We start from the raw sequence: 21,346 nt of genomic DNA, 5'->3' as shown, positions 1-21,346 counted from the left end.
GCGCACGGTGCCGGTGAGCGCGAACCGCTCGGGGGCGACGGCCGTGCGCCGGGTGTCGTACGGTGTGGGCCGCCCGGTCGTCAGTCGGACGTGCCCAGCAGCGGGCGGAGGTTCTTCGGGAGGAGGTCGTCGCAGGAGTGCTTGGCCGCGTTGGTCAGGGCGTCGGCACGGCACTCGTAGTAGTCGCTGTAGACGAGCTTCGCCGTGAAGACCGAGGCCACCATCAGCAGGGCGAGCGACCCCGTGACCAGGCCGCTGATCGCCGCGGTGGCCTGCGGGCGCGAGGGGGGCGTGCCGGGGGCCGAGGCCGGGGCGGGGGCGTCGGGGTTCGGGCCGGCCGGCTTCGCGCGCAGCGCGCTGACGCCCCAGTAGAGGGCCAGCGCGCCCAGGAGCAGCGCCACGTACGGCCAGCCGAAGAGGCCGAAGAAGAAGCCCCACATGCCGGACAGCAGGGCGAACCGGGCACGGCGCTGCGCCGGGTCGGTCGGGTCCCAGCGCATTCCGCCGGGGCCGGACGGCCCCCGGCCCGAACCGTCGGGGCCGCCCTGACCGGGGCCGCCGCCGGGGCGTTCGCCGAAGCCACCGCCCTGGGCGCGGCCCGGCTGCCGGTCGCTCCACTGGCTGCCCCAGGGGGAGCGGTTGCCGCCCTCGTCGCCGGTTCCGTCACCTGCCCCGTCCCGCGGAGGGCGCGGCTGCCACGGGCGGTCGGGCGCCCCCTCGGGCGGCGGGGCGAAGGGGTTGTCCGGGGCCTCGGAGGTGCCGCCGTTGCTCGGCTCGTCGGACTCCTTGGGCGGCGAGGGCGGCGTGGGTCGGCCTTCGCGCGGCAGAACGGCGCCGACGGGCATCGTGAGGCGAAGGCTTCGGTCCGGCATCAGGTGTGCGTCTTCCCCTGGATAGGTGGGCGGGGCCGCGGGCGCGCGGCCACGTTCTCTCCTTGAACGTCCGGTGACCGCCCGGCGTTCCGCCCCGTGCCGCCTGTTCGTCGGTGCGAGCCGATCGGCGTCATCGGTGCGGGTTCATCGCGCATGTCGGTGTTCAACGTCGGACGTTCATCCGCCGACGCTACCTCCCGGTCCGGCCCCCGTCCCGTGGGGGCCGCCCGGTGTGCCGGTATCGTTGCTCGCGGTCGTCCGCTTCGTAGGGTTCCCCGTATCGGGACAGGCGAAGTCTTCGTACGACCGTACAAAGATCGTTACGCGCGGCACCGTCCGGTCCGCCGCGCCCCCGGTCGGCACAGCCAGCGGAACCGGTAAGCAGAAAGGGCCCCACACGTGGCCAAGGCCAAGCGCCTCGTCGTGCTGGTCTCCGGATCAGGTACGAATCTCCAGGCCCTGCTCGACGCCATCGCGGCGCAGGGCGCCCAGGCGTACGGCGCGCGGATCGTCGCGGTCGGCGCCGACCGCGACGGCATCGTAGGGCTTGAGCGTGCGCGCCGGGCCGGTCTGCCGACCTTCGTGTGCCGGGTCAAGGACCACGCCTCCCGCGAGGAGTGGGACCGGGCGCTGACCGAGGCGACGGCCGCGTACGAGCCGGACCTCGTGGTCTCGGCGGGGTTCATGAAGATCGTGGGGAAGGGGTTCCTCGCACGGTTCGGCGGGCGGGTCGTGAACACCCACCCCGCCCTGCTGCCCAGTTTTCCCGGTGCGCACGGTGTGCGGGACGCGCTCGCGTACGGCGCCAAGGTCACCGGGTGCACCGTCCACTTCGTCGACGACGGCGTCGACACCGGCCCGATCATCGCCCAGGGCGTGGTCGAGGTGCGGGACGAGGACGACGAGAGCGCTCTGCACGAGCGCATCAAGGAAGTCGAGCGCACGCTGCTCGTCGATGTCGTGGGGCGGCTCGCCCGTAACGGCTTCAGCATTGAGGGACGAAAGGTAGTTATCCCGTGACCCCCGTGACCCCCGTGACCGCGGAGAGCGACAAGCCCGCCGAGAGCGACAAGCGGGCCATCCGCCGGGCGCTCGTCAGCGTCTACGACAAGACCGGTCTGGAAGAGCTCGCGCGCGGGCTCCACGAGGCGGGCGTCGAGCTGGTCTCCACCGGGTCGACCGCCGCGAGGATCGCCGCCGCCGGGGTGCCGGTCACCAAGGTCGAGGAGCTCACCGGGTTCCCGGAGTGCCTCGACGGCCGCGTGAAGACCCTGCACCCCAAGGTGCACGCGGGCATCCTCGCCGACCTGCGCCTCGCGGACCACCGCAAGCAGCTCGACGAGCTGGGCGTGCGGCCGTTCGACCTGGTCGTCGTGAACCTGTACCCGTTCAAGGAGACCGTCGCCTCCGGCGCGAGCCCCGACGAGTGCGTGGAGCAGATCGACATCGGCGGCCCGTCCATGGTGCGCGCCGCCGCCAAGAACCACCCGTCCGTGGCCGTGGTCACCAGCCCGGCCCGGTACGCCGACGTGCTCGTCGCCGCGAAGGACGGCGGCTTCGACCTGGCCACCCGCAAGCGGCTGGCCGCCGAGGCGTTCCAGCACACCGCCGCGTACGACGTGGCCGTGGCCTCCTGGTTCGCGGGTGACTACGCCGCCGCCGACACCACCGGCTTCCCGGACTTCCTCGGCGCGACGTACGAGCGCAAGAACGTGCTGCGCTACGGCGAGAACCCGCACCAGGGCGCAGGTCTCTACGTCGACGGCACGGGCGGCCTCGCCGACGCCGAGCAGCTGCACGGCAAGGAGATGTCGTACAACAACTACACGGACACGGACGCCGCCCGCCGTGCCGCGTACGACCACGACGACCCGTGCGTGGCCATCATCAAGCACGCCAACCCGTGCGGCATCGCCGTCGCCTCCACCGTCGCCGAGGCCCACCGCAAGGCGCACGCCTGCGACCCGGTCTCCGCGTACGGCGGCGTCATCGCGGTCAACCGGCCGGTGACCAAGGAGATGGCCGAGCAGGTCGCCGAGATCTTCACCGAGGTCATCGTCGCGCCCGAGTACGAGGACGGCGCGCTCGAGGCCCTCACCAAGAAGAAGAACCTGCGGGTGCTGCGCGCCCACAAGGCGCCGTGCAACCGCGTGGAGGCCCGGCAGATCGACGGCGGCGTGCTGCTCCAGACCACCGACCGGCTCCAGGCCGACGGCGACAACCCGGCCACCTGGACCCTCGCCACGGGTGAGGCCCTGTCGCAGGGCGAGCTGGACGAGCTGGCCTTCGCGTGGAAGGCGTGCCGCGCGGTGAAGTCCAACGCGATCCTGCTCGCCAAGGACGGGGCCTCCGTCGGCGTCGGCATGGGGCAGGTCAACCGCGTCGACTCCTGCAAGCTCGCCGTGGAGCGGGCGGGCGAGGAGCGGGCGCGCGGCTCGTTCGCGGCGTCCGACGCGTTCTTCCCGTTCCCGGACGGGCCGCAGATCCTCATCGACGCGGGCGTCAAGGCGATTGTGCAGCCCGGCGGTTCGATCCGTGACGAGCTGGTCGTCGAGGCCGCGAAGAAGGCGGGCGTGACGATGTACTTCACGGGGACGCGGCACTTCTTCCACTGAGCTGTTCCTGGTTCCCCGCTACCCGCTACCCGTTCCCCGTTCCCCGTCCTCGTTCCCCGTTCCTCACCGTTCCCCCCTCCGCCACAATGGCCTTGTGGCGGAGGGGGGTTCGGCATGTCCTTGTATGCCTACGGGGACACGAGCGTGCAGGCATGTGGGTGCGGGGGCCCGGTCGACGTCGTGCTGCGGATCAGCAGCCTCGCGATCGAGGGGCTCGCGCTGGCCTTCGTCGGCGTCGTCTGCCTGTGCGGGCTGACGCTCGGCGCGGTGTCCGTCGCGGCGCGCCTGGTGCGCGGTGGGCGGCAGGAGGCCGAAGAGGTGAGCGGGCTCGACGCGTTCCACTGGGAGGCCGACGGGGAGGCCGGGGACGCGCCCGAGTGACCCACCGGCCTACGGGCGTGTGCCTCGCATCGGCCGGTCCCGCATGGGCCGGTCCCGTATCGGCCGGTCCCGTATCGGCCGGGTCGGAGTCGGCGGCGGACGCCGGGGTAGGTACCACCAAGGCCAAGGCCCCGTACGTCGCGGACGTACGGGGCCCCGGCCTTTGCACGTGGTGCGGCGCGCTCAGCTCACTTGTTGCGGATTACGACCGTGCCGCACACCTTGTCGGCGAACGTCTGCCGCTTGGAGTCCCAGATCGGCCACAGGTAGCCGAGGTAGAGGGGCAGGCCGTCCAGGAAGTGGGCCAGCTGGCGCACGAACGCCATACCGCCACCGATGGTCTGGCCGGTCTCGTCCTTGAGCGTGCGAATGCCGACGGCCTTCTTGCCGATGGTCTGGCCGGTCCTGCCCTCCTGGATCAGCTGGTAGATGCCGAGGGCGAGGGCTGCGAGGAAGCCGACGATGGCCAGGAGCGGAACCCCCGCCTTCGCGCCGATGATGACCAGGGGGCCGTAGGCGACCATGTACAGGATGATGTCGATCAGCTTGCTGAGGACGCGCTGCCCCCAGTTCGCGTACCTCGGCGGCTGCATCCCGTAGCCGCCCTGCTGCGGGTAACCCGGGTACCCAGGCTGCGAGTAGCCGGGCTGCTGCGGGGAGCTGTAGCCCTGCTGGGGCGGCACGCCCTGGCCGGTCTGCGGGTAACCGTAGCCGGGCTGGCCGGGCTGCTGGCCCTGGGGGGCCTGCGGGTAACCGGGCTGCTGGGGCGGCGCCCCGTACGGGTTGTTGTTCGGATCGCCGAAGCTCATGAGCGGTCTTTCCTCCGTCGCAGAGTGCAGGGACGACGCGGCTGCGAAGAGGAGACTGAAGTATGGATGCGGTTCGCCCCCCGACACTGCCCGCGGCACTATGCCGGACATCGTTCTTTACAGGCCATTTATTTGTCCAGTCGCCGCCGGAATGCGTTGCGCAAGCGCGACCTTGCGGGACCGTTCCGTGACACCCGAAGTGGAAGTGGGGGCGGGCGATCCGGGAAGATGGCCCCATGAGCGCCCAGATTCTCGATGGCAAGGCCACCGCAGCAGCGATCAAGTCCGACCTGACCGCCCGCGTGGCGGCGCTGAAGGAGAAGGGAACCACGCCCGGACTCGGCACCATCCTCGTCGGGGAGGACCCCGGCAGTCAGAAGTACGTGGCGGGAAAGCACCGCGACTGCGCGCAGGTGGGCATCGCGTCCATCCAGCGTGAACTGCCCGCCACCGCCACGCAGGAGGAGATCGAGGCCGTCGTCCGCGAGCTCAACGACGACCCGGCCTGCACCGGTTACATCGTCCAGCTGCCGCTGCCCAAGGGCATCGACGAGAACCGGGTCCTGGAGCTGATGGACCCCGCCAAGGACGCGGACGGCCTGCACCCCATGAACCTGGGCCGCCTGGTGCTGAACGAGCCGGCGCCGCTGCCCTGCACCCCGTTCGGCATCATCACGCTGCTGCGCGAGCACGGCGTGGAGATCAACGGTGCGGAGGTCGTGGTCGTCGGCCGCGGTGTCACCATTGGTCGCCCGATGCCGCTGCTGCTCACCCGCCGCTCCGAGAACGCGACCGTGACCCAGTGCCACACCGGCACCCGCGACCTCGCCGCCCACCTGCGCCGCGCCGACATCGTCGTGGCCGCCGCGGGCGTGCCGCACCTGATCAAGCCGGAGGACGTGAAGCCGGGCGCCGCCGTGCTCGACGTCGGCGTCTCGCGCGACGAGAACGGCAAGATCGTCGGCGACGTTCACCCCGGCGTCGCCGAGGTCGCGGGCTGGATCTCCCCGAACCCTGGCGGCGTGGGCCCGATGACCCGCGCCCAGCTCCTGGTCAACGTGGTGGAGGCCGCCGAACGGAACGCCGGTGTCCGCTGAGGTGACCGGGGGCGCGGAGGACGGCGGCAAGAAGCGCGGGACCCGCAGGTTCCCGTTGTGGACGCGCGACACCGCCCGGCCCGAGGGCGGCGGGCGCGCGGCAGCCGGTGACGCCCCCGCCCCCGCCCGCCAGTGGCCGCTGATCGCGGTGCTCTCGACGGTCGGACTCGGGCTGCTGCTCACGGCGTTCGACCTGTTCCGGGCCGGGACGATCCTGGTGGGCGTGGCGCTGCTCTGCGCCGCCGTGCTGCGCTGGGTGCTGCCGTCGGTCGGCATGCTCGCCGTGCGGTCGCGCTTCACCGACATGATCACGTACGGCGTGCTCGGTGCGGCCATCGTGCTCCTCGCGATGATGGCCCAGCCCAACCCCTGGCTGCACATCCCCTTCCTCCAGGACACGTTGCACTTCACGGTGAGGTGAGCGGCTGCCATCCTGGCTCCCTGGTACGTGCGCGTGCGCAGGCGCTTCGCACGGGGACGCACGGGGGAGCGCGGGCGTGCGCGACGCTCGCCTCGGGGAGTACGGGGTGCACGCCGTAGCGGCGTATCGGGCGTGGGATCGCGCGCATAACCGCGCGCGTCCGGGGAAGGCGGGCCGGTACCCCACGGCGGCCGTCCTGCCTCCCTCTCCCGGGCGGGCGGCCGCCTCCTTGTTCGGTGGGTGGCGCTGTGTTCGGCGGGTGGTGCTGTGGGGTGAGCCACATGCCCCCACCCGTCGGTGCCGATCGGGCGGGTCGGTATAGCCTGACGAACGGATCTCTTGATACCGAGAGATCGATCAAATGTCCTGCTGTCCTACGGAGAACGCCATGACCCGCACTCCCGTGAACGTCACCGTCACCGGCGCCGCCGGCCAGATCGGCTACGCACTGCTCTTCCGCATCGCCTCCGGCCAGCTGCTCGGCGCGGACGTGCCGGTCAAGCTGCGCCTCCTGGAGATCACCCCGGCGCTCAAGGCCGCCGAGGGCACGGCCATGGAGCTGGACGACTGCGCCTTCCCGCTGCTCCAGGGCATCGACATCACCGACGACCCGAACGTCGCCTTCGACGGCACCAACGTCGGCCTCCTGGTGGGCGCCCGCCCGCGCACCAAGGGCATGGAGCGCGGCGACCTCCTCGAGGCCAACGGCGGCATCTTCAAGCCGCAGGGCAAGGCCATCAACGACCACGCCGCGGACGACGTCAAGATCCTCGTCGTCGGCAACCCGGCCAACACCAACGCGCTCATCGCGCAGGCCGCCGCCCCTGACGTACCGGCCGAGCGGTTCACCGCGATGACGCGCCTCGACCACAACCGCGCGGTCACGCAGCTCGCGAAGAAGACCGGCACCGCGGTCTCCGACATCAAGCGCCTGACCATCTGGGGCAACCACTCGGCGACCCAGTACCCGGACATCTTCAACGCCACGGTCGCCGGCAAGAACGCGGCCGAGGCCGTGAACGACGAGAAGTGGCTCGCGGACGAGTTCATCCCGACCGTCGCCAAGCGCGGTGCCGCGATCATCGAGGCACGCGGTGCGTCGTCGGCTGCCTCCGCGGCCAACGCCGCGATCGACCACGTGTACACGTGGGTCAATGGCACGGCCGACGGCGACTGGACCTCCATGGGTATCCCGTCGGACGGCTCGTACGGCGTTCCCGAGGGCATCATCTCCTCCTTCCCGGTCACCACGAAGGACGGCAAGTACGAGATCGTCCAGGGCCTGGACATCAACGAGTTCTCGCGGGCCCGGATCGACGCGTCCGTGCAGGAACTGGTCGACGAGCGTGAGGCAGTGCGTGGGCTCGGTCTGATCTGACCTCTGCCCGTCTCCGAGTCTCTGGACCGAGTCTTCGGGCCTCTCGGGTCTCTAGGGTTCTCGGGTCTTTCGGGTCTTTCGGGTCTCTCGGGTTCTCGGGTTCTTGGGTCTCTAGGGTTCTCGGGTCTCTGACCTCCGGGTCCTGGCTCGTGTCGCCGTCCGCGGTGGGTGTCTCACCCGCCGCGGGCGGCTTTTCTCTGCGGCCTTCTCCGCGGCCTCCTCGCGGCCTCCTCGCGGCCTCCTCGCGGCCTCCTCGCGGCCTCCTCGCGGCCTCCTCGCGGCCTTCTCCGCGGTCTCCTGTGCGGTCTTCCTCGCGGTCTTCCTGTGGCCACCGTCCGGCGTTCCGCCGTCACTGTCCGTCGTTCTCCTGTGAGTGTCCTGACACTCCGGCCTCGTCGAACGAATCCGCCCTTAGGGTATGTATCGGGACTTTCGCCCGTTGAGAAGGTGACTCAGGGCACTTTCGGCCACGGATTGTGCATGCAATCCCCAAGGGTGGGCAGGGGCAATCGACGTCGCCGAAGACGTCACCGACGGATGCGCAAGATGCGCACGATGTCGGAGATTTCCGAGGTAGCAGCAGGGGGGTACATCCGGAACGGAAGGCAAGGCAGGACGTTGGCAGCAGCACAGCAGACCATTCATGTCGGCGGGGAGTGGCGCGCGGCCGCATCGGGCGCCACCCGTGACATCCTCGACCCCGCGGACGCCAAGCCTTTCGCTCAAGTGGCCGAGGGCGGCACCGAGGACGCGAACGCGGCGATCGTCGCCGCGCGCCGGGCCTTCGACGAGGGCCCCTGGCCGCGCACGCCCGTCGCCGAGCGCGCGGCCGTTCTGCGCCGCGTCGCCGAACTCCTCGTACGGGACCGGGAGAAGATCGGGCTCCTGGAGAGCCGCGACGCCGGTAAGACCGTCGAGGAAGGGTGCATCGACGTCGACTGCGTGGCCGACGCCTTCCGTTACTTCGCCGACCTCGTGATCGGTGAGGGTCCGGGCCGTGTCGTCGACGCCGGTTCCGACGACATCCACAGCGTCGTCGTGCACGAGCCGGTCGGCGTCTGCACGATGATCACCCCGTGGAACTACCCGCTGCTCCAGGCTAGTTGGAAGATCGCCCCGGCGCTCGCCGCGGGCAACACCTTCGTCATCAAGCCCAGCGAGATCACCCCGCTGACCACTGTCGTGCTGATGGAACTGCTCGTCGAGGCGGGCCTGCCCGCGGGCGTCGGCAACCTCGTCACCGGCCCCGGCGCGACCGTCGGCGCCCGCCTGGCCGACCACCCCGACGTCGACCTGGTCTCCTTCACCGGTGGCCTGGTCAGCGGCATCAAGGTGGCGCAGGCCGCCGCCGTCGGCGTCAAGAAGGTCGCCCTCGAACTCGGCGGCAAGAACCCCAACGTCGTCTTCGCCGACGCCTGCGAGACCGAGGAAGGCTTCGACACCGCCGTCGACCAGGCGCTGAACGCCGCGTTCATCCACAGCGGCCAGGTCTGCTCGGCCGGGGCCCGCCTCATCATCGAGGAGTCGGTGCGCGAGCGCTTCGTCGCCGAACTCGCCCGCCGTGCCGAGAAGATCCGCCTGGGCCGAGGCACCGAGGACGGCGTCGAGTGCGGCCCGCTGGTCAGCGAGCAGCAGCGCGACAAGACCGAGGCGTACGTGGCCTCCGCCCTCGCCGAGGGCGCCGTGCTGCGCAGCGGCGGCAAGCGGCCCGAGCCGAGCGATGTGCGCCCGGCCACCGGCTACTTCTACGAGCCGACCGTCCTCGACCAGTGCCACCGCGAGATGAGGGTGGTGCGCGAGGAGACCTTCGGGCCGATCCTCACCGTCGAGACGTTCCGCACCGAGGACGAGGCGGTCGCCCTCGCCAACGACACCGAGTACGGCCTGGCCGGCGGTGTCTGGACCAACGACGCGGGCCGTGCGCGGCGCGTCGCGGGACGGCTGCGCCACGGCACCGTCTGGATCAACGACTTCCACCCCTATCTGCCGCAGGCCGAGTGGGGCGGGTTCGGGAAGAGCGGCGTCGGGCGCGAACTCGGTCCGGCCGGACTCGCGGAGTACCGGGAGACCAAGCACGTGTACCAGAACCTGGCACCGAAGCCGGTTCGTTGGTTTGCGGGCTGACCAACGGCGCCCAACGGGCGTAATGTGCAACGCGTTCCTCCATGCGCACCCGCACGTACACCCGTACGCCCCCATGTCCGCATATTTCCCTGCCCCGTAGCGACCTGCTCGTCACGCGCAGAACTTTGCAGAACCTGGAGTTGACCCATGGCTGAGAACACGTACGCCAAGACGTACGACTACGTAGTGGTCGGCGGTGGCACCGCCGGATCCGTGATCGCGTCACGCCTCACCGAGGACCCGGACGTCACCGTCGCCGTCATCGAGGGCGGCCCCACCGACATCGACCGCGAGGACGTCCTCACGCTGCGCCGCTGGCTGGGTCTGCTCGGCGGAGACCTCGACTACGAGTACACGACCACCGAGCAGCCGATGGGCAACTCCCACATCCTGCACAGCCGCGCCAAGGTGCTCGGCGGCTGCTCCTCGCACAACACCCTCATCTCCTTCAAGCCGCTCCCCACCGACTGGGACGAGTGGGAGGCCGCGGGCGCCACCGGCTGGGGCGCCGCGCGGATGGACCCGTACTTCGACAAGCTGCGCAACAACATCGTGCGCGTGGCCGAGAAGGACCAGAACGCCATCGCCAAGGACTGGATCGAGGCGACGAAGACCGCCACGGGCGTCCCCGAGGTCGTCGGCTTCAACGACAAGCCGTTCCACGACGGCGTCGGCTTCCTCGACCTGGCCTACCACCCGGAGAACAACAAGCGTTCCTCCGCCTCCGTCGCCTACCTCCACCCGCACATGGAGGCCGGTGACCGGCCCAACCTGACGCTGCTCCTGGAGACGTGGGCGTACAAGCTGGAGCTCGACGGCAAGCGCGCCACCGGCGTGCGCGTGCGCACCAAGGACGGCGAGGAACAGCTGATCGGCGCCCGCCGCGAGGTCGTCGTCTGCGCCGGCGCCATCGACTCGCCGCGTCTGCTCATGCTCTCGGGCATCGGCCCGAAGAAGGACCTCCAGGAGCTCGGCATCCCGGTCGTCCACGACCTGCCGGGCGTCGGCGAGAACCTGCAGGACCACCCGGAGTCGGTGATCGTGTGGGAGACCAACCGGCCGCTGCCGGAGAACTCGGCGATGGACTCCGACGCCGCGCTGTTCGTGCGCCGCGACGCGTCGCAGGAGCTGCCGGACCTGATGTTCCACTTCTACCAGATCCCGTTCACCGACAACCCCGAGCGCCTGGGCTACGAACGGCCCGAGCACGGCGTGTCGATGACGCCGAACATCCCCAAGTCCCGCGCCCGCGGCCGCGTCTATCTGACCAGCGCCGACCCCGAGGTCAAGCCCGCCCTCGACTTCCGGTACTTCACCGACGAGGACGGCTACGACGCCAAGACCCTCGTCGACGGCGTGAAGATCGCCCGGGACATCGCCAGGACCGAGCCGTTCGCGGGCTGGCTCAAGCGCGAGGTCTTCCCCGGCCCCGACGTCACCAGCGACGAGCAGCTCAGCGAGCTGCTCCGCAAGGCGCACCACACGGTCTACCACCCGTCCGGCACCTGCCGGATGGGCGCCATCGACGACGAACTGGCAGTGGTGGATCCCGAGTTGAAGATCCGAGGTCTGGAGAGCATCCGCGTCGTCGACGCCTCGGTGTTCCCGACCCTGCCGTCGGTCAACCCGATGATCGGCGTCCTCATGGCCGGGGAGAAGGCGGCCGAAATGCTGGCCGAGTCCAGCGAAGGGAATCAGGCCTGATGAACGACATGAAAACCCCAGACATGAACACGCCCGACAAGGCCGATGTCGCCAAAACCGATGTCGCCAAGGCCGACGTCACGAAGGCCAGCGTCACCAAGGACACGGTCGCGACCGGCACCGGCACCGGCACCGGCACCGGCACCGGCACCGGCGCCGCCGACGCGGCGGGCGAGGCGCAGCCCGTCTTCGGCGTCCGCAACCTGTGGAAGGTGTTCGGCTCCAAGGCCGACACCGTCCCCGGCAACGCCGAGTACGCCGGTCTCTCCCAGGCCGAGCTGCGCACCCGCACCGGCTGCACCGCGGCCGTCCGTGACGTCTCCTTCGACGTGCACAAGGGCGAGGTCTTCGTCGTCATGGGCCTGTCCGGCTCCGGCAAGTCCACCCTCGTACGCTGCCTGACCCGGCTCATCGAGCCGACCTCCGGCACTCTGGAGATCGACGGCGAGGACGTCCTCGCCATGGACAAGAACCGGCTGCGCGAGCTGCGCAGGCACCGCGCCGCCATGGTGTTCCAGCACTTCGGCCTGCTGCCGCACCGCTCCGTCCTGGACAACGTCGCCTACGGCCTGGAGATCCAGGGCATGCCGAAGGCGGAGCGGCGCGAGCGGGCGGCCGCCATGGTCGCCAAGGTCGGCCTCGAAGGTCTGGAGGGGCGCCGCCCCGGCCAGCTCTCCGGCGGCCAGCAGCAGCGTGTCGGCCTGGCCCGCGCGCTCGCCGCCGACCCCGAGGTGCTCCTGTTCGACGAGCCGTTCAGCGCGCTCGACCCGCTGATCCGGCGCGACATGCAGGAGGAGGTCATCCGCCTGCACAGCGAGGAGGGCCGCACCATGGTCTTCATCACCCACGACCTCAGTGAGGCGCTGCGCGTCGGCGACCGGATCGCCCTGATGCGCGACGGCGAGATCGTGCAGCTCGGCACTCCCGAGGAGATCGTCGGCGCGCCCGCCGACGACTACGTGCGCGACTTCGTCCGTGACGTCCCGCGCGAGCAGGTGCTGACCGTGCGCACGGCCATGAAGCCCGGCGCCTGCGACGCGTCCGAGCACCCCGACGCCCTGGCCCCCACCGCCGTCGTCTCCGACGCCATCGAGTCCGTCGCGCGCAGCGGCCGCGCCGCGTGTGTCGTCGAGGACGGCCGTTGCCTGGGCCAGGTGGACCAGTCGGCGCTGCTGCGGGTCGTCGCAGGTCTCGACCGCGAGGAGGTGGCCGCCTGATGCGTACCCGGCCGATATCCACGTCACCGTCCCACACGGCACTCAGCCATAGTCGGGGGTGGACCGCATGAGCGCAGTCGTCACCCCCAATCCGCCGTCCACGCAGACCGAGGTGGCCAAGGAGCCCGCCCGTGCCGGGGCACGCTCCGCGCTGAGCCACCCGGTGGCGCGCAGGCTGCTTCCGCTCGCCGTCGCCGTGGTCGTCCTCGCGCCGCTCGCCGCCGTGCTGTGGGGCAGCGGGTCCTGGCCCCACGCCCTCACCGTCGACATCAAGACGCCACTGGACGACGCCTACAACTGGACCGTCCGCAACCGCGACACCAACCCCGTCTTCCTCTACGGGCTGCTGCACCTGAGCAACTGGGCCGACTCGTCCGTCAGCTCGGTCACCGACCTGCTGGAGAACCTCGGCTGGTTCCCGGTGATCACCATCACCGTGCTGCTCTCGTGGCGCATCGGCGGCCTGCGCGACCGGCGCGGGCTCAAGCTCGCCGGTGTCACCTTCGCCGCCTTCGCGGTGTGCGGCCTGCTCGGCATGTGGCAGTCGACCATGGAGACCCTGGCCCTGATGCTGGTCGCGGTCGTCGTCTCCGCCGTGGTCGGCGCGCTGCTCGGCCTCGGCGCGGGCCTGTCGGACCGCTTCGAGCGGATCCTGCGGCCGTTCCTGGACACCATGCAGATCATGCCCGCGTTCGCCTACCTGCTGCCGCTGGTCGTGGTGTTCGACATCGGTGTGCCGTCCGCGCTCATCGCGACGATCATCTACGCGGCCCCGCCGATGGCCCGCCTCACCGCGCTGGGCCTGCGCGGCGCCGACCCGGGTGTCATGGAGGCCGCCGCGTCGCTCGGCACCAGCCCGGTGCAGCGGCTGCTGACCGCGCGGCTGCCGTTGGCCCGCAAGGAGATCCTGCTCGGTCTCAACCAGACGATCATGATGTCCCTGTCGATGGTCACCATCGCGTCCGTGATCGGCGCCGGCGGCCTCGGCGAAGAGGTCTTCCAGGCGCTGTCCACGGTCGACGTCGGCAAGGCCCTCGCCGCCGGTATCCCGATCGTGCTGCTCGCCGTGTGGTTCGACCGCCTCACCTCCGTCGCCGGTGACCGGCTCGGCGCGGGCGCCGCACCGGCCGGCTTGCGCTGGCTGCACGGCTGGCGGGCCTGGACCGTGTCGGCCGTCTCGGCCGCCGCGCTGAGCGTCGCCGGCTGGATGATGTTCATCGCCGACTGGCCCGACACCTGGAACGTCGACATCGCCTCGCCGGTCAACAACGCCGTCGACTGGTTCACCAGCCACATGGCCTCGGGCGTCCCCGTCCTGGGCGGCACCCGCACCTGGGCGGACAACTTCACCCTCTGGATCCTCGACCCGCTGCGGACCGGCCTGACGGACTCCCCGTGGTGGCTGCTCGTCCTGCTCGCCGCGGTGCTCGCGTTCCTCGCGGGCGGCTGGAGCGCCTGCCTCACGGCCGCCCTGGCCATGGCGGGCATCGGCGTCTTCGGCGTCTGGAACCACTCCCTCGACACGCTGTCACAGGCGATCGCCGGTGTCGTCGTCACGCTCGTGCTCGGCTTCGCCATCGGCATCGTCGCGGCCCGCGTGTCGTGGATCGAGCGCGCCCTGCGGCCGGTCCTGGACACCATGCAGACCCTGCCGCAGTTCATCTACCTGATCCCGGTGGTGGCCATGTTCAACGTGGGCCGCTCCGCCGCCGTCGCCGCGGCCGTGCTCTACGCGCTGCCCGCCGTCGTCCGGATCACCACGCAGGGCCTGCGCCAGGTCGACGGAGCGACGATGGAGGCCGCCCGCTCCATGGGCGCGAGCACCTTCCAGCAGATCCGCCAGGTGCAGCTTCCGCTGGCCCGGCCCGCGCTGATGCTCGCCCTCAACCAGGGCGTGGTCCTCGTGCTCGCCATGGTCATCGTCGGCGGTCTCGTCGGCTCGGGCGCGCTCGGCTACGACGTCGTCTACGGCCTGGAGAAGAGCCAGCTCGGCACCGGCATGACCGCGGGCATCGCGATCGTGCTGCTCGGCCTGGTCCTGGACCGCACGACCCAACGCACCGGAAAGCGGTCGGCAGCCCGCTGACGGCCCGGAACCCGCACCCCCCTTTCCCCGACAGGCACAGCAACAGGCTCAGCAAAAGGCGCAGCCGGTCCGCTGTCCGTAATGAGAGAAGCACTTCCATGAAGATGAACAGAAAGAACGTCCTGCGCGTCACCACCGCCGCCGCCGTCGCTCTCGGCATCACCGGTCTGAGCGCGTGCGGCGCCGCCAAGACGAACTCGGGCGGCTCCGGCTCCGGATCCGGCACGGTGACTCTCTCGGTGCAGTCCTGGGTCGGCGCCGAGGCCGACGTGGCCGTCGCCAAGTACGTCCTTGAGCACGACCTCAACACCAAGGTCAAGACGACCCAGCTCGACGAGGGCGTCTCGTTCGACGCGCTCAACACCGGCAAGGCCGACGCCATCATGGAGGACTGGGGCGGCTCACCGAAGAAGGTCAGCCTGTACGTCGACGACAAGAAGACGGTCGTCAAGGGCGGCGACCTCGGTGTCACGGGTCACATCGGCTGGTTCGTGCCGAAGTACCTCGCCGACAAGCACCCGGACATCACGAACTACAAGAACCTCAACAAGTACGCGAGCCTCTTCAAGACCGCCGAGAGCGGCAGCAAGGGCCAGCTGCTCGAGGGCTCGCCGTCGTACACCACCAACGACAAGGCCCTCATCAAGAACCTGAAGCTGAACTACAAGACGGTCTTCGCCGGCTCCGAGGCCGCGCAGATCACCCAGCTCAAGGAGGACTACAAGGCCAAGAAGCCGTTCCTGACCTACTGGTACACGCCGCAGTGGCTCAACTCCCAGATGGACCTGGTCGAGGTCAAGCTGCCCCCGTACACGAAGGGTTGCGACTCCGACGCCCAGAAGGTCGCCTGCGGCTACGCCCAGACCCCGCTGCAGAAGTACCTCAGCGCCGACTTCGTCAAGAAGAACAAGAAGGCGGCCACGTTCCTGAAGAACTTCAAGTGGACCAACGACGACCAGAACGAGGTCGCCGCGATGATCGCCGCTCAGAAGATGAGCCCCGACAAGGCCGCCGAGAAGTGGGTCAAGGCCCACCAGGACGTCGTGAAGGCGTGGCTGCCGAAGTAGTCCTGTGACGGGCGCGTAGCCCGAACATGGTGCCGACGGGCCCCCGGTCGCGTGTGTCGCGGTCGGGGGCCCGGCCATGCCGGTGAACGCCCGGCGGGGGCTACCGCAGCCCCTCCGCCGTCTCCCGGACCGCCCCCATCGCCCGGCGCTGCAGCCCCGGACCGAACGTGATTCGTGTCGCGCCCAGTTCGCCCCACTCGCGCAGCGACGGGCCGTCGAGGTCCGGCGAACCCACGTTGATCGGGCCCTCGATGGCCGCGCGCAGGCGGGGGAGGGCCTCGCGTGGTGCGCCGATCGGGTAGACGCAGTCCGCGCCCGCCGCCACGTACAGGCGGGCCCGTTCGATCGCCTCCGCCACCGGGTCCGCCACGCCCGCCCGGAGGAACGTGTCGATGCGGGCGTTCAGGAACAGCCGGTCGGGCCCGGCGGCCGCCCGTACCTGCGCCAGTCGGTCCGCCTGCTCGCGCGGGTCCTTCAACGTGCCGTCCGGGCCGGTGTCCTCCAGGTTGCAGCCGATCGCGCCCGTCTCGGCCAGGCGTTCCACGAGTTCCTTCGCCGGCAGGCCGTAACCCGCCTCGATGTCCGCCGAGACCGGGACCGACACCGCCCGTACGATCCTGCGGACCGCCGCGAACATCTCGTCCGCGGGCGTCTGCCCGTCCTCGTACCCGAGCGACGCCGCGACGCCCGCGCTCGGCGTCGCCAGGGCCGGGAAGCCCGCCTCCTCGAAGACCCGTGCGCTCGCCGCGTCCCAGGGGCCTGGCAGGACCAGCGGGTCGGCGGGTGTGCGGCCGTGGTGGAGCGTGCGGAACGTGTCGGCCAAGCTCACCATGCGGGGCCTCCGGGCTCGATCCGCCGGCTGACCATCAGCCGGTTCCAACTGTTGATCACCGTGATCACCCCGAGGACATGGGCGAGTTCGGTCTCACTGAAGTGCTGGGCGGCGCGTGCGTACGTCTCGTCCGGCACGGAGCCCTCGGTGAGGAGGGTGACGGCCTCGGTCAGCTCCAGCGCCGCCCGCTCCCGCTCGCTGAACAACGTCCCGGCCTCCCGCCAGGCGCTGAGCAGTGCGATCCGCTCGGGGTTCTCCCCGTTCTTCGCCACGGCGATGTCGTGATGCATGTCCAGGCAGAACGCACACGCGTTGATCTGCGACGCCCGGATCATCAGCAACTCGGCGAGCCCCGGATCCCCGAGCCCCTTCTTCGCCGCCGCGCTGAACGCGACCATCGCGTCCCGCACCGCCGGGTCCAATACGGTCGTTCGTGCGCTCACTTGACCTGCTCGCTCTTGTAGTGCCCGGCCACCATGCGGGTGGAGACCCCGAACCGGTTCCACGCGTTGATGGTGGTGATCGCCGCGATCAACTGGCTCAGCTCCCGCTCGTCATAGAGCCGCGCCGCCTCCTCGTACACGTCGTCCGGCACGAACCCGTCGGTGAGGACCGTGACCGCGTCGGTCAGCGCGAGGGCCGCGAGCTCCTTCTCCGTGTAGAAGTGCCTGCTCTCCTCCCACGCGCTGAGCTGCACGATCCGCTCCACGCTCTCGCCCGCGGCCAGAGCGTCCTTCGTGTGCATGTCGAGGCAGAACGCGCAGCGGTTGAGCTGCGAGGCCCGGATCTTGACCAGCTCGTACGTCGTCGGGTCCACGCCCTTGCGCGCCGCGGCGTCGAGCCGGACCATCGCCTTGTACACCTCGGGGGCCTGCCGGGCCCAGTCGAGGCGGGGGGTGTGCTCGGGTACGTACGGCGTCGGACTCTCGTTCGCCGTGCTGTGGTTCGCCGTGCTCTCGTTCGCCGTGATGTGGTTCGTCGTCATGCCTTGAGCCTACGAACGCAGTGTCCCAGTTGTATGGTCCATTTCCATGGGAGAACCTCGGGCCACTTCCGGGTCCCGTCGCGCGCTCGGCATCGACCTGCACATCCAGCCGACCGGCCCCGGCCTGCGCCGCGGCCTCACGGACGCGCTGCGCGACGCCGTGCGCGGCGGGCGGCTCGCGCCCGGGACCCGGCTGCCGTCCTCGCGCACGCTCGCCGTGGACCTGGGCATCGCGCGCAACACCGTCGCCGACGCCTACGCCGACCTCGTCGCCGAAGGCTGGCTCACCGCCCGGCAGGGGTCGGGGACCCGCGTCGCCGAACGACCCGTCCAGGCGCCGCGCCCCACGGCCCCGGAGCGCCGCCGTGACCGTGCCACCGGCGCGCCGCGGCACAACCTCATGCCCGGCACCCCGGACCTGGCCTCGTTCCCGCGCGCCGCGTGGCTCAAGGCCGCCCGCCGCGCCCTGACCGCCGCCCCCAACGAGGCCCTCGGCTACGGCGACCCCCGCGGCCGCCCCGAGCTGCGCGCCGCGCTCGCCGGGTACCTGGCCCGCGCCCGCGGCGTGCACGCCGACCCCGGACGCGTCGTCGTCTGCTCCGGGTTCGCGCACGGACTCATGCTGATCGGCGAGGTGCTGCGGCGCCGGGGCGTGCGCGACGCGGCCGTGGAGACCTACGGGCTCGCACCGCACTGGACCATCCTCGGCCGGTCCGGGCTGCGAACGCGTCCGCTGCCGCTGGACCGACTGGGCACCGACACCCGCGACTTGGGCGGGAGCGGCCGCGGGTCGCCCGGCGCCGCGCTGCTCACCCCCGCCCACCAGTTCCCCATCGGCGTCCCGCTGCACCACGAGCGGCGCGCCGCCGTCGTCGACTGGGCGCGGCGGACCGGCGGGTTCGTCCTGGAGGACGACTACGACGGCGAGTTCCGCTACGACCGGCAGCCCGTCGGCGCGCTCCAGGGGCTCGATCCGGAGCGGGTCGTCTACTTCGGCACCGCCAGCAAGTCCCTCGCGCCCGGACTTCGGCTCGGGTGGATGGTGCTTCCGGCCGAACTCCTCCCGGAGGTCGCCGAGGTGAAAGGGGGCAGTGACTGGGCGTGCGGCGTGCTCGACCAGCTGACGCTCGCCGAGTTCATCGAGTCGGGGGCGTACGACCGTCATCTGCGGGCCGTCCGGCTCCGCTACCGGCGCCGCCGCGACGAACTCGTGGCCGCCCTCGCCGAGCGGGCGCCCGACGTCCGGGCCACCGGGATCGCCGCCGGGCTGCACGCGGTGCTGCGGCTGCCCGCCGGCACCGAGCAATCCGTGGTGCGGGCCGCGGCCTGGCAACGGCTCGCGCTGAGCGGGCTCTCCTTGTACCGGCACGCGGACGCGGCACCTGTCACCCAGGACGAGCCGGGCGACGCCCTCGTCGTGGGGTACGGCACCCCGGCCGACCACGCGTGGGCGGGAGCGCTCGACGCGCTGTGCCGGGTGCTGCCGTGAGCCGTGCTGCCTGAGCCGTGCGCAGGGGGGGGCAGCCGACCGGTTCAGCCGACCGGGTCGGGCTGCGCGTCGGTCTCCGCCTCCACCGACGCCTCCCCGAACCTGGCCAGTGCCAGCGCCCCGGCCACGGCCACCGCGAACCCCACCACCGCCAGCCACTCAAGGCCCGACCGCGTACGGTCGCCGAGCCACACCACGCCCACCAGCGCGGGCCCCACCGTCTCCCCGATGACCAGGCCCGCCGTGGCCACGGTCACCGAACCCCGGTGCAGCGCCGACGTCATCAGCAGGAAACCCGCGCCGCCGCCCGCGAGCAGCGCGTACGCCGCCGGGTTCGACAGGAGCACCGACGGCGACAGGTCGTTGATCAGCCGCACGCTCACCTCGACCACGCCGAACCCACACCCCGCCCCGAGGCCGAGCGCCAGCGACCGCGCCCGACCCGGCAGCCGCCCCGCCGCCACACCGACCAGCAGCACCGCGCCCGCCGCCGCGAGCATCGACCAGCGCAGCGCGTCCGACCCGGCCCGGTCGCCCTCCGCGCCGGACGCCAGACCGAGCATCGCCAGGCCCGCGCAGACCGCCGCCACCGCGCCCCACTCGGCGCGGCCGAGCCGCGCCCGCAGCAGCCGCGCCGCCACCACCGCCGTGACCGCGAGGCTCGACGCCATCGCCGCCCCCACCACGTAGATGGGCAGGGTGCGCAGCGCCACGATCTGGAGCAGGAAGCCGAGGCCGTCGAGGGCGAGCCCCACGATGTAGCGCCACTGGCGCGCGGCGCGCAGCAGCAGCGCCGGGTCCACGCCGGCGCCCGATCCCGGCTCCGCCGCCTGCGCGGCCATCGCCTGGAAGACGGAGGCCGTACCGAAGCAGAGGGCGGAGCCGAGAGCGCAGATCATTCCTAGGGGCACAGGAAGGACCTTACGGCCACAGCCGCGTCCGTTCCTCCTCCCGGACGCCCCTCTGCGCCTCCTGCGCTCCCTGCGCCCCCTGCCCCTCTGCGCCTCCTACGCTCCCTGCGCCTCCAGCACCAGCCGCAGCTGCTCCAACCCCCAGTCCAGGTCCTCCTTGCCGATCACCAGGGGCGGCGCGATCCGGATCGTCGAGCCGTGGGTGTCCTTCACCAGGACGCCCCGGCCCATGAGCTTCTCCGAGATCTCCCGGCCCGTGCCGAACGCCGGGTCGATGTCGACGCCCGCCCACAGGCCGCGCCCGCGCACCCCGGTGACCCGGCCCGAGCCCGACCCGGCCATCCGTTCGAGCTCGTCATGCAGATGGCGGCCGAGCTCGGTCGCCCGCTCCTGGAACTCACCCGTACGCAGCATCGCGATCACCTCCAGGCCCACGGCGCAGGCGAGGGGGTTGCCGCCGAACGTCGAGCCGTGCTCGCCCGGCTTGAACACGCCGAGCACGGAACGGTCCGCCACCACCGCCGACACCGGCACCACACCGCCGCCCAGCGCCTTCCCGAGGACGTACACGTCGGGCACCACACCCTCGTGCTCGCACGCGAAGGTGCGGCCCGTGCGGCCGAGCCCCGACTGGATCTCGTCGGCCATGAACAGCACGTTCCGCTCGCGCGTCAGCTCGCGCACGCCCGCCAGGTAGCCGGGGGGCGGCACCAGCACGCCCGCCTCGCCCTGGATCGGTTCGAGCAGCACCGCCACCGTGTCGTCCGTGACCGCGGCCCGCAGCGCATCGAGGTCCCCGTACGGGACGATGTCGAAGCCCGGAGTGTAGGGGCCGTAGTCCGCCCGTGCCTCCTCGTCGGTCGAGAAGCTGATGATCGTCGTCGTACGGCCGTGGAAGTTGTCGCGCGCGACCACGATCCTGGCCCGCCCGTCCGGCACGCCCTTGACCCGGTAGCCCCATTTGCGGGCCGTCTTGACCGCCGTCTCGACCGCCTCCGCGCCCGTGTTCATGGGCAGCACCATCTCCTTGCCGCACAGCTCGGCCAGCTGTGTGCAGAACGCGGCGAACCTGTCGTGGTGGAACGCCCGCGACGTGAGCGTCACCCGCTCCAGCTGCGCCGTGGCCGCGTCGATCAGACGGCGGTTGCCGTGCCCGAAGTTGAGCGCCGAGTAGCCCGCGAGCATGTCCAGGTAGCGGCGGCCCTCGACATCGGTCATCCACGCGCCCTCGGCCGAGGCGACGACCACGGGCAGCGGGTGGTAGTTGTGCGCGCTGTGCGCGTCGGACGCGGCGATCAGCTCGGCCGAGGTGGGCGCGGGTGTCACGGAAGTCACGGGTTCTCCGTTCGTCGGGGGCC

Annotated in this window: 19 protein-coding genes; 12 read left to right on the top strand and 7 right to left on the bottom strand. The window is 71.3% G+C overall.

Translation table 11 applies throughout. The annotated features are described in order from the left end of the window. Positions 1-80: 80 nt before the first annotated feature. A complete protein-coding gene (locus OFY01_RS26075) occupies positions 81-872 on the bottom strand; it encodes a hypothetical protein (protein WP_266603867.1) in 792 nt (263 codons plus the stop codon). Between the two features lie 399 nt (positions 873-1,271). Between OFY01_RS26075 and purN the strand changes: the two genes are divergently transcribed. The 3 genes from purN (at position 1,272) to OFY01_RS26060 (ending at position 3,868) form a co-directional block, all read left to right on the top strand. Then, positions 1,272-1,892: a phosphoribosylglycinamide formyltransferase gene (gene purN / locus OFY01_RS26070; RefSeq protein WP_266603866.1), complete on the top strand. Its 621-nt coding sequence runs from the start codon at positions 1,272-1,274 to the stop codon at positions 1,890-1,892. A gap of 14 nt (positions 1,893-1,906) precedes the next feature. Then, positions 1,907-3,487: a bifunctional phosphoribosylaminoimidazolecarboxamide formyltransferase/IMP cyclohydrolase gene (gene purH, locus OFY01_RS26065; protein ID WP_266603878.1), complete on the top strand. Its 1,581-nt coding sequence runs from the start codon at positions 1,907-1,909 to the stop codon at positions 3,485-3,487. A 114-nt stretch (positions 3,488-3,601) separates the two neighbouring features. After that, positions 3,602-3,868, top strand: coding sequence for a hypothetical protein (locus OFY01_RS26060; protein WP_266603864.1), 267 nt, complete (start codon positions 3,602-3,604; stop codon positions 3,866-3,868). A gap of 188 nt (positions 3,869-4,056) precedes the next feature. Here OFY01_RS26060 and OFY01_RS26055 read toward each other — a convergent pair whose 3' ends face one another. Then, a complete protein-coding gene (locus tag OFY01_RS26055) occupies positions 4,057-4,677 on the bottom strand; it encodes an RDD family protein (RefSeq protein WP_266603863.1) in 621 nt (206 codons plus the stop codon). 236 nt (positions 4,678-4,913) lie between these two features. On the opposite strand from OFY01_RS26055, the gene OFY01_RS26050 reads away from it, so the two are divergent. The 8 genes from OFY01_RS26050 to OFY01_RS26015 all read left to right on the top strand — a co-directional run bounded on the left by OFY01_RS26050 (position 4,914) and on the right by OFY01_RS26015 (position 15,771). Further along, entirely contained in the window at positions 4,914-5,774 is an 861-nt protein-coding gene (locus OFY01_RS26050; protein WP_266603861.1) for a bifunctional methylenetetrahydrofolate dehydrogenase/methenyltetrahydrofolate cyclohydrolase, read from the top strand. Beyond that, entirely contained in the window at positions 5,764-6,195 is a 432-nt protein-coding gene (locus OFY01_RS26045) for a DUF3017 domain-containing protein (protein WP_266603860.1), read from the top strand. The genes OFY01_RS26050 and OFY01_RS26045 overlap by 11 nt, the downstream gene beginning before the upstream one ends. A 388-nt stretch (positions 6,196-6,583) precedes the next feature. Next, positions 6,584-7,573 carry a malate dehydrogenase gene (locus OFY01_RS26040; RefSeq protein WP_266603859.1) on the top strand — a complete coding sequence of 330 codons (990 nt, stop codon included), beginning with the start codon at positions 6,584-6,586 and terminating at the stop codon, positions 7,571-7,573. Positions 7,574-8,128: 555 nt separating this feature from the next. Beyond that, positions 8,129-9,697: an aldehyde dehydrogenase family protein gene (locus OFY01_RS26035; protein WP_266603857.1), complete on the top strand. Its 1,569-nt coding sequence runs from the start codon at positions 8,129-8,131 to the stop codon at positions 9,695-9,697. Between the two features lie 147 nt (positions 9,698-9,844). Continuing rightward, positions 9,845-11,401: a GMC family oxidoreductase gene (locus OFY01_RS26030; protein WP_266603855.1), complete on the top strand. Its 1,557-nt coding sequence runs from the start codon at positions 9,845-9,847 to the stop codon at positions 11,399-11,401. After that, complete coding sequence (locus OFY01_RS26025) at positions 11,401-12,618, top strand: quaternary amine ABC transporter ATP-binding protein (protein ID WP_266603853.1); 1,218 nt, start codon at positions 11,401-11,403, stop codon at positions 12,616-12,618. The genes OFY01_RS26030 and OFY01_RS26025 overlap by 1 nt, the downstream gene beginning before the upstream one ends. Positions 12,619-12,685: 67 nt before the next feature. Then, the gene (locus OFY01_RS26020; RefSeq protein WP_266603851.1) at positions 12,686-14,704 is read left to right on the top strand and encodes an ABC transporter permease; all 2,019 of its coding nucleotides are present in this window, start codon (positions 12,686-12,688) and stop codon (positions 14,702-14,704) included. A 104-nt stretch (positions 14,705-14,808) separates the two neighbouring features. After that, the gene (locus OFY01_RS26015) at positions 14,809-15,771 is read left to right on the top strand and encodes an ABC transporter substrate-binding protein (RefSeq protein ID WP_407700424.1); all 963 of its coding nucleotides are present in this window, start codon (positions 14,809-14,811) and stop codon (positions 15,769-15,771) included. 100 nt (positions 15,772-15,871) lie between these two features. Here the strand turns inward: OFY01_RS26015 and OFY01_RS26010 are convergent, their stop codons facing one another. The 3 genes from OFY01_RS26010 to OFY01_RS26000 are packed head-to-tail and all read right to left on the bottom strand — an operon-like array spanning position 15,872 to position 17,588. Continuing rightward, the gene (locus OFY01_RS26010; RefSeq protein WP_266603876.1) at positions 15,872-16,600 is read right to left on the bottom strand and encodes an isocitrate lyase/PEP mutase family protein; all 729 of its coding nucleotides are present in this window, start codon (positions 16,598-16,600) and stop codon (positions 15,872-15,874) included. Continuing rightward, complete coding sequence (locus tag OFY01_RS26005) at positions 16,597-17,046, bottom strand: carboxymuconolactone decarboxylase family protein (RefSeq protein WP_266603847.1); 450 nt, start codon at positions 17,044-17,046, stop codon at positions 16,597-16,599. The genes OFY01_RS26010 and OFY01_RS26005 overlap by 4 nt, the downstream gene beginning before the upstream one ends. Then, the gene (locus tag OFY01_RS26000; RefSeq protein WP_266603845.1) at positions 17,043-17,588 is read right to left on the bottom strand and encodes a carboxymuconolactone decarboxylase family protein; all 546 of its coding nucleotides are present in this window, start codon (positions 17,586-17,588) and stop codon (positions 17,043-17,045) included. The genes OFY01_RS26005 and OFY01_RS26000 overlap by 4 nt, the downstream gene beginning before the upstream one ends. Positions 17,589-17,634: 46 nt before the next feature. Here OFY01_RS26000 and pdxR point away from each other — a divergent pair, with 46 nt between their 5' ends. Further along, positions 17,635-19,077: a MocR-like pyridoxine biosynthesis transcription factor PdxR gene (pdxR, locus tag OFY01_RS25995; protein ID WP_266603843.1), complete on the top strand. Its 1,443-nt coding sequence runs from the start codon at positions 17,635-17,637 to the stop codon at positions 19,075-19,077. Positions 19,078-19,121: 44 nt separating this feature from the next. Here the strand turns inward: pdxR and OFY01_RS25990 are convergent, their stop codons facing one another. Together OFY01_RS25990 and rocD are read right to left on the bottom strand one after the other, a co-directional pair. After that, a complete protein-coding gene (locus OFY01_RS25990) occupies positions 19,122-19,976 on the bottom strand; it encodes a DMT family protein (protein WP_266603874.1) in 855 nt (284 codons plus the stop codon). Positions 19,977-20,084: 108 nt separating this feature from the next. Continuing rightward, on the bottom strand, positions 20,085-21,314 hold the full coding sequence (gene rocD, locus OFY01_RS25985) for an ornithine--oxo-acid transaminase (protein WP_266603873.1): 1,230 nt from the start codon (positions 21,312-21,314) through the stop codon (positions 20,085-20,087). Positions 21,315-21,346 lie beyond the last annotated feature (32 nt).

This window comes from Streptomyces beihaiensis, assembly GCF_026274175.1.
GTDB classification, from domain to species: domain Bacteria; phylum Actinomycetota; class Actinomycetes; order Streptomycetales; family Streptomycetaceae; genus Streptomyces; species Streptomyces beihaiensis.
Note: the sequence above shows the minus strand (reverse complement) of the source record. Positions and strands in the feature narration are given on the sequence as shown.

Bases quoted from the DNA above. Each gene is read 5' to 3' on its own strand.
- OFY01_RS26075 (WP_266603867.1), bottom strand. From the start codon at position 872: ATGCCGGACCGAAGCCTTCGCCTCACGATGCCCGTCGGCGCCGTTCTG.
- OFY01_RS26060 (WP_266603864.1), top strand. From the start codon at position 3,602: ATGTCCTTGTATGCCTACGGGGACACGAGCGTGCAGGCATGTGGGTGC.
- OFY01_RS26055 (WP_266603863.1), bottom strand. From the start codon at position 4,677: ATGAGCTTCGGCGATCCGAACAACAACCCGTACGGGGCGCCGCCCCAG.
- OFY01_RS26050 (WP_266603861.1), top strand. From the start codon at position 4,914: ATGAGCGCCCAGATTCTCGATGGCAAGGCCACCGCAGCAGCGATCAAG.
- OFY01_RS26040 (WP_266603859.1), top strand. From the start codon at position 6,584: ATGACCCGCACTCCCGTGAACGTCACCGTCACCGGCGCCGCCGGCCAG.
- OFY01_RS26035 (WP_266603857.1), top strand. From the start codon at position 8,129: ATGTCGGAGATTTCCGAGGTAGCAGCAGGGGGGTACATCCGGAACGGA.
- OFY01_RS26030 (WP_266603855.1), top strand. From the start codon at position 9,845: ATGGCTGAGAACACGTACGCCAAGACGTACGACTACGTAGTGGTCGGC.
- OFY01_RS26025 (WP_266603853.1), top strand. From the start codon at position 11,401: ATGAACGACATGAAAACCCCAGACATGAACACGCCCGACAAGGCCGAT.
- OFY01_RS26020 (WP_266603851.1), top strand. From the start codon at position 12,686: ATGAGCGCAGTCGTCACCCCCAATCCGCCGTCCACGCAGACCGAGGTG.
- OFY01_RS26015 (WP_407700424.1), top strand. From the start codon at position 14,809: ATGAACAGAAAGAACGTCCTGCGCGTCACCACCGCCGCCGCCGTCGCT.
- OFY01_RS26000 (WP_266603845.1), bottom strand. From the start codon at position 17,588: ATGACGACGAACCACATCACGGCGAACGAGAGCACGGCGAACCACAGC.
- pdxR (WP_266603843.1), top strand. From the start codon at position 17,635: ATGGGAGAACCTCGGGCCACTTCCGGGTCCCGTCGCGCGCTCGGCATC.
- OFY01_RS25990 (WP_266603874.1), bottom strand. From the start codon at position 19,976: ATGATCTGCGCTCTCGGCTCCGCCCTCTGCTTCGGTACGGCCTCCGTC.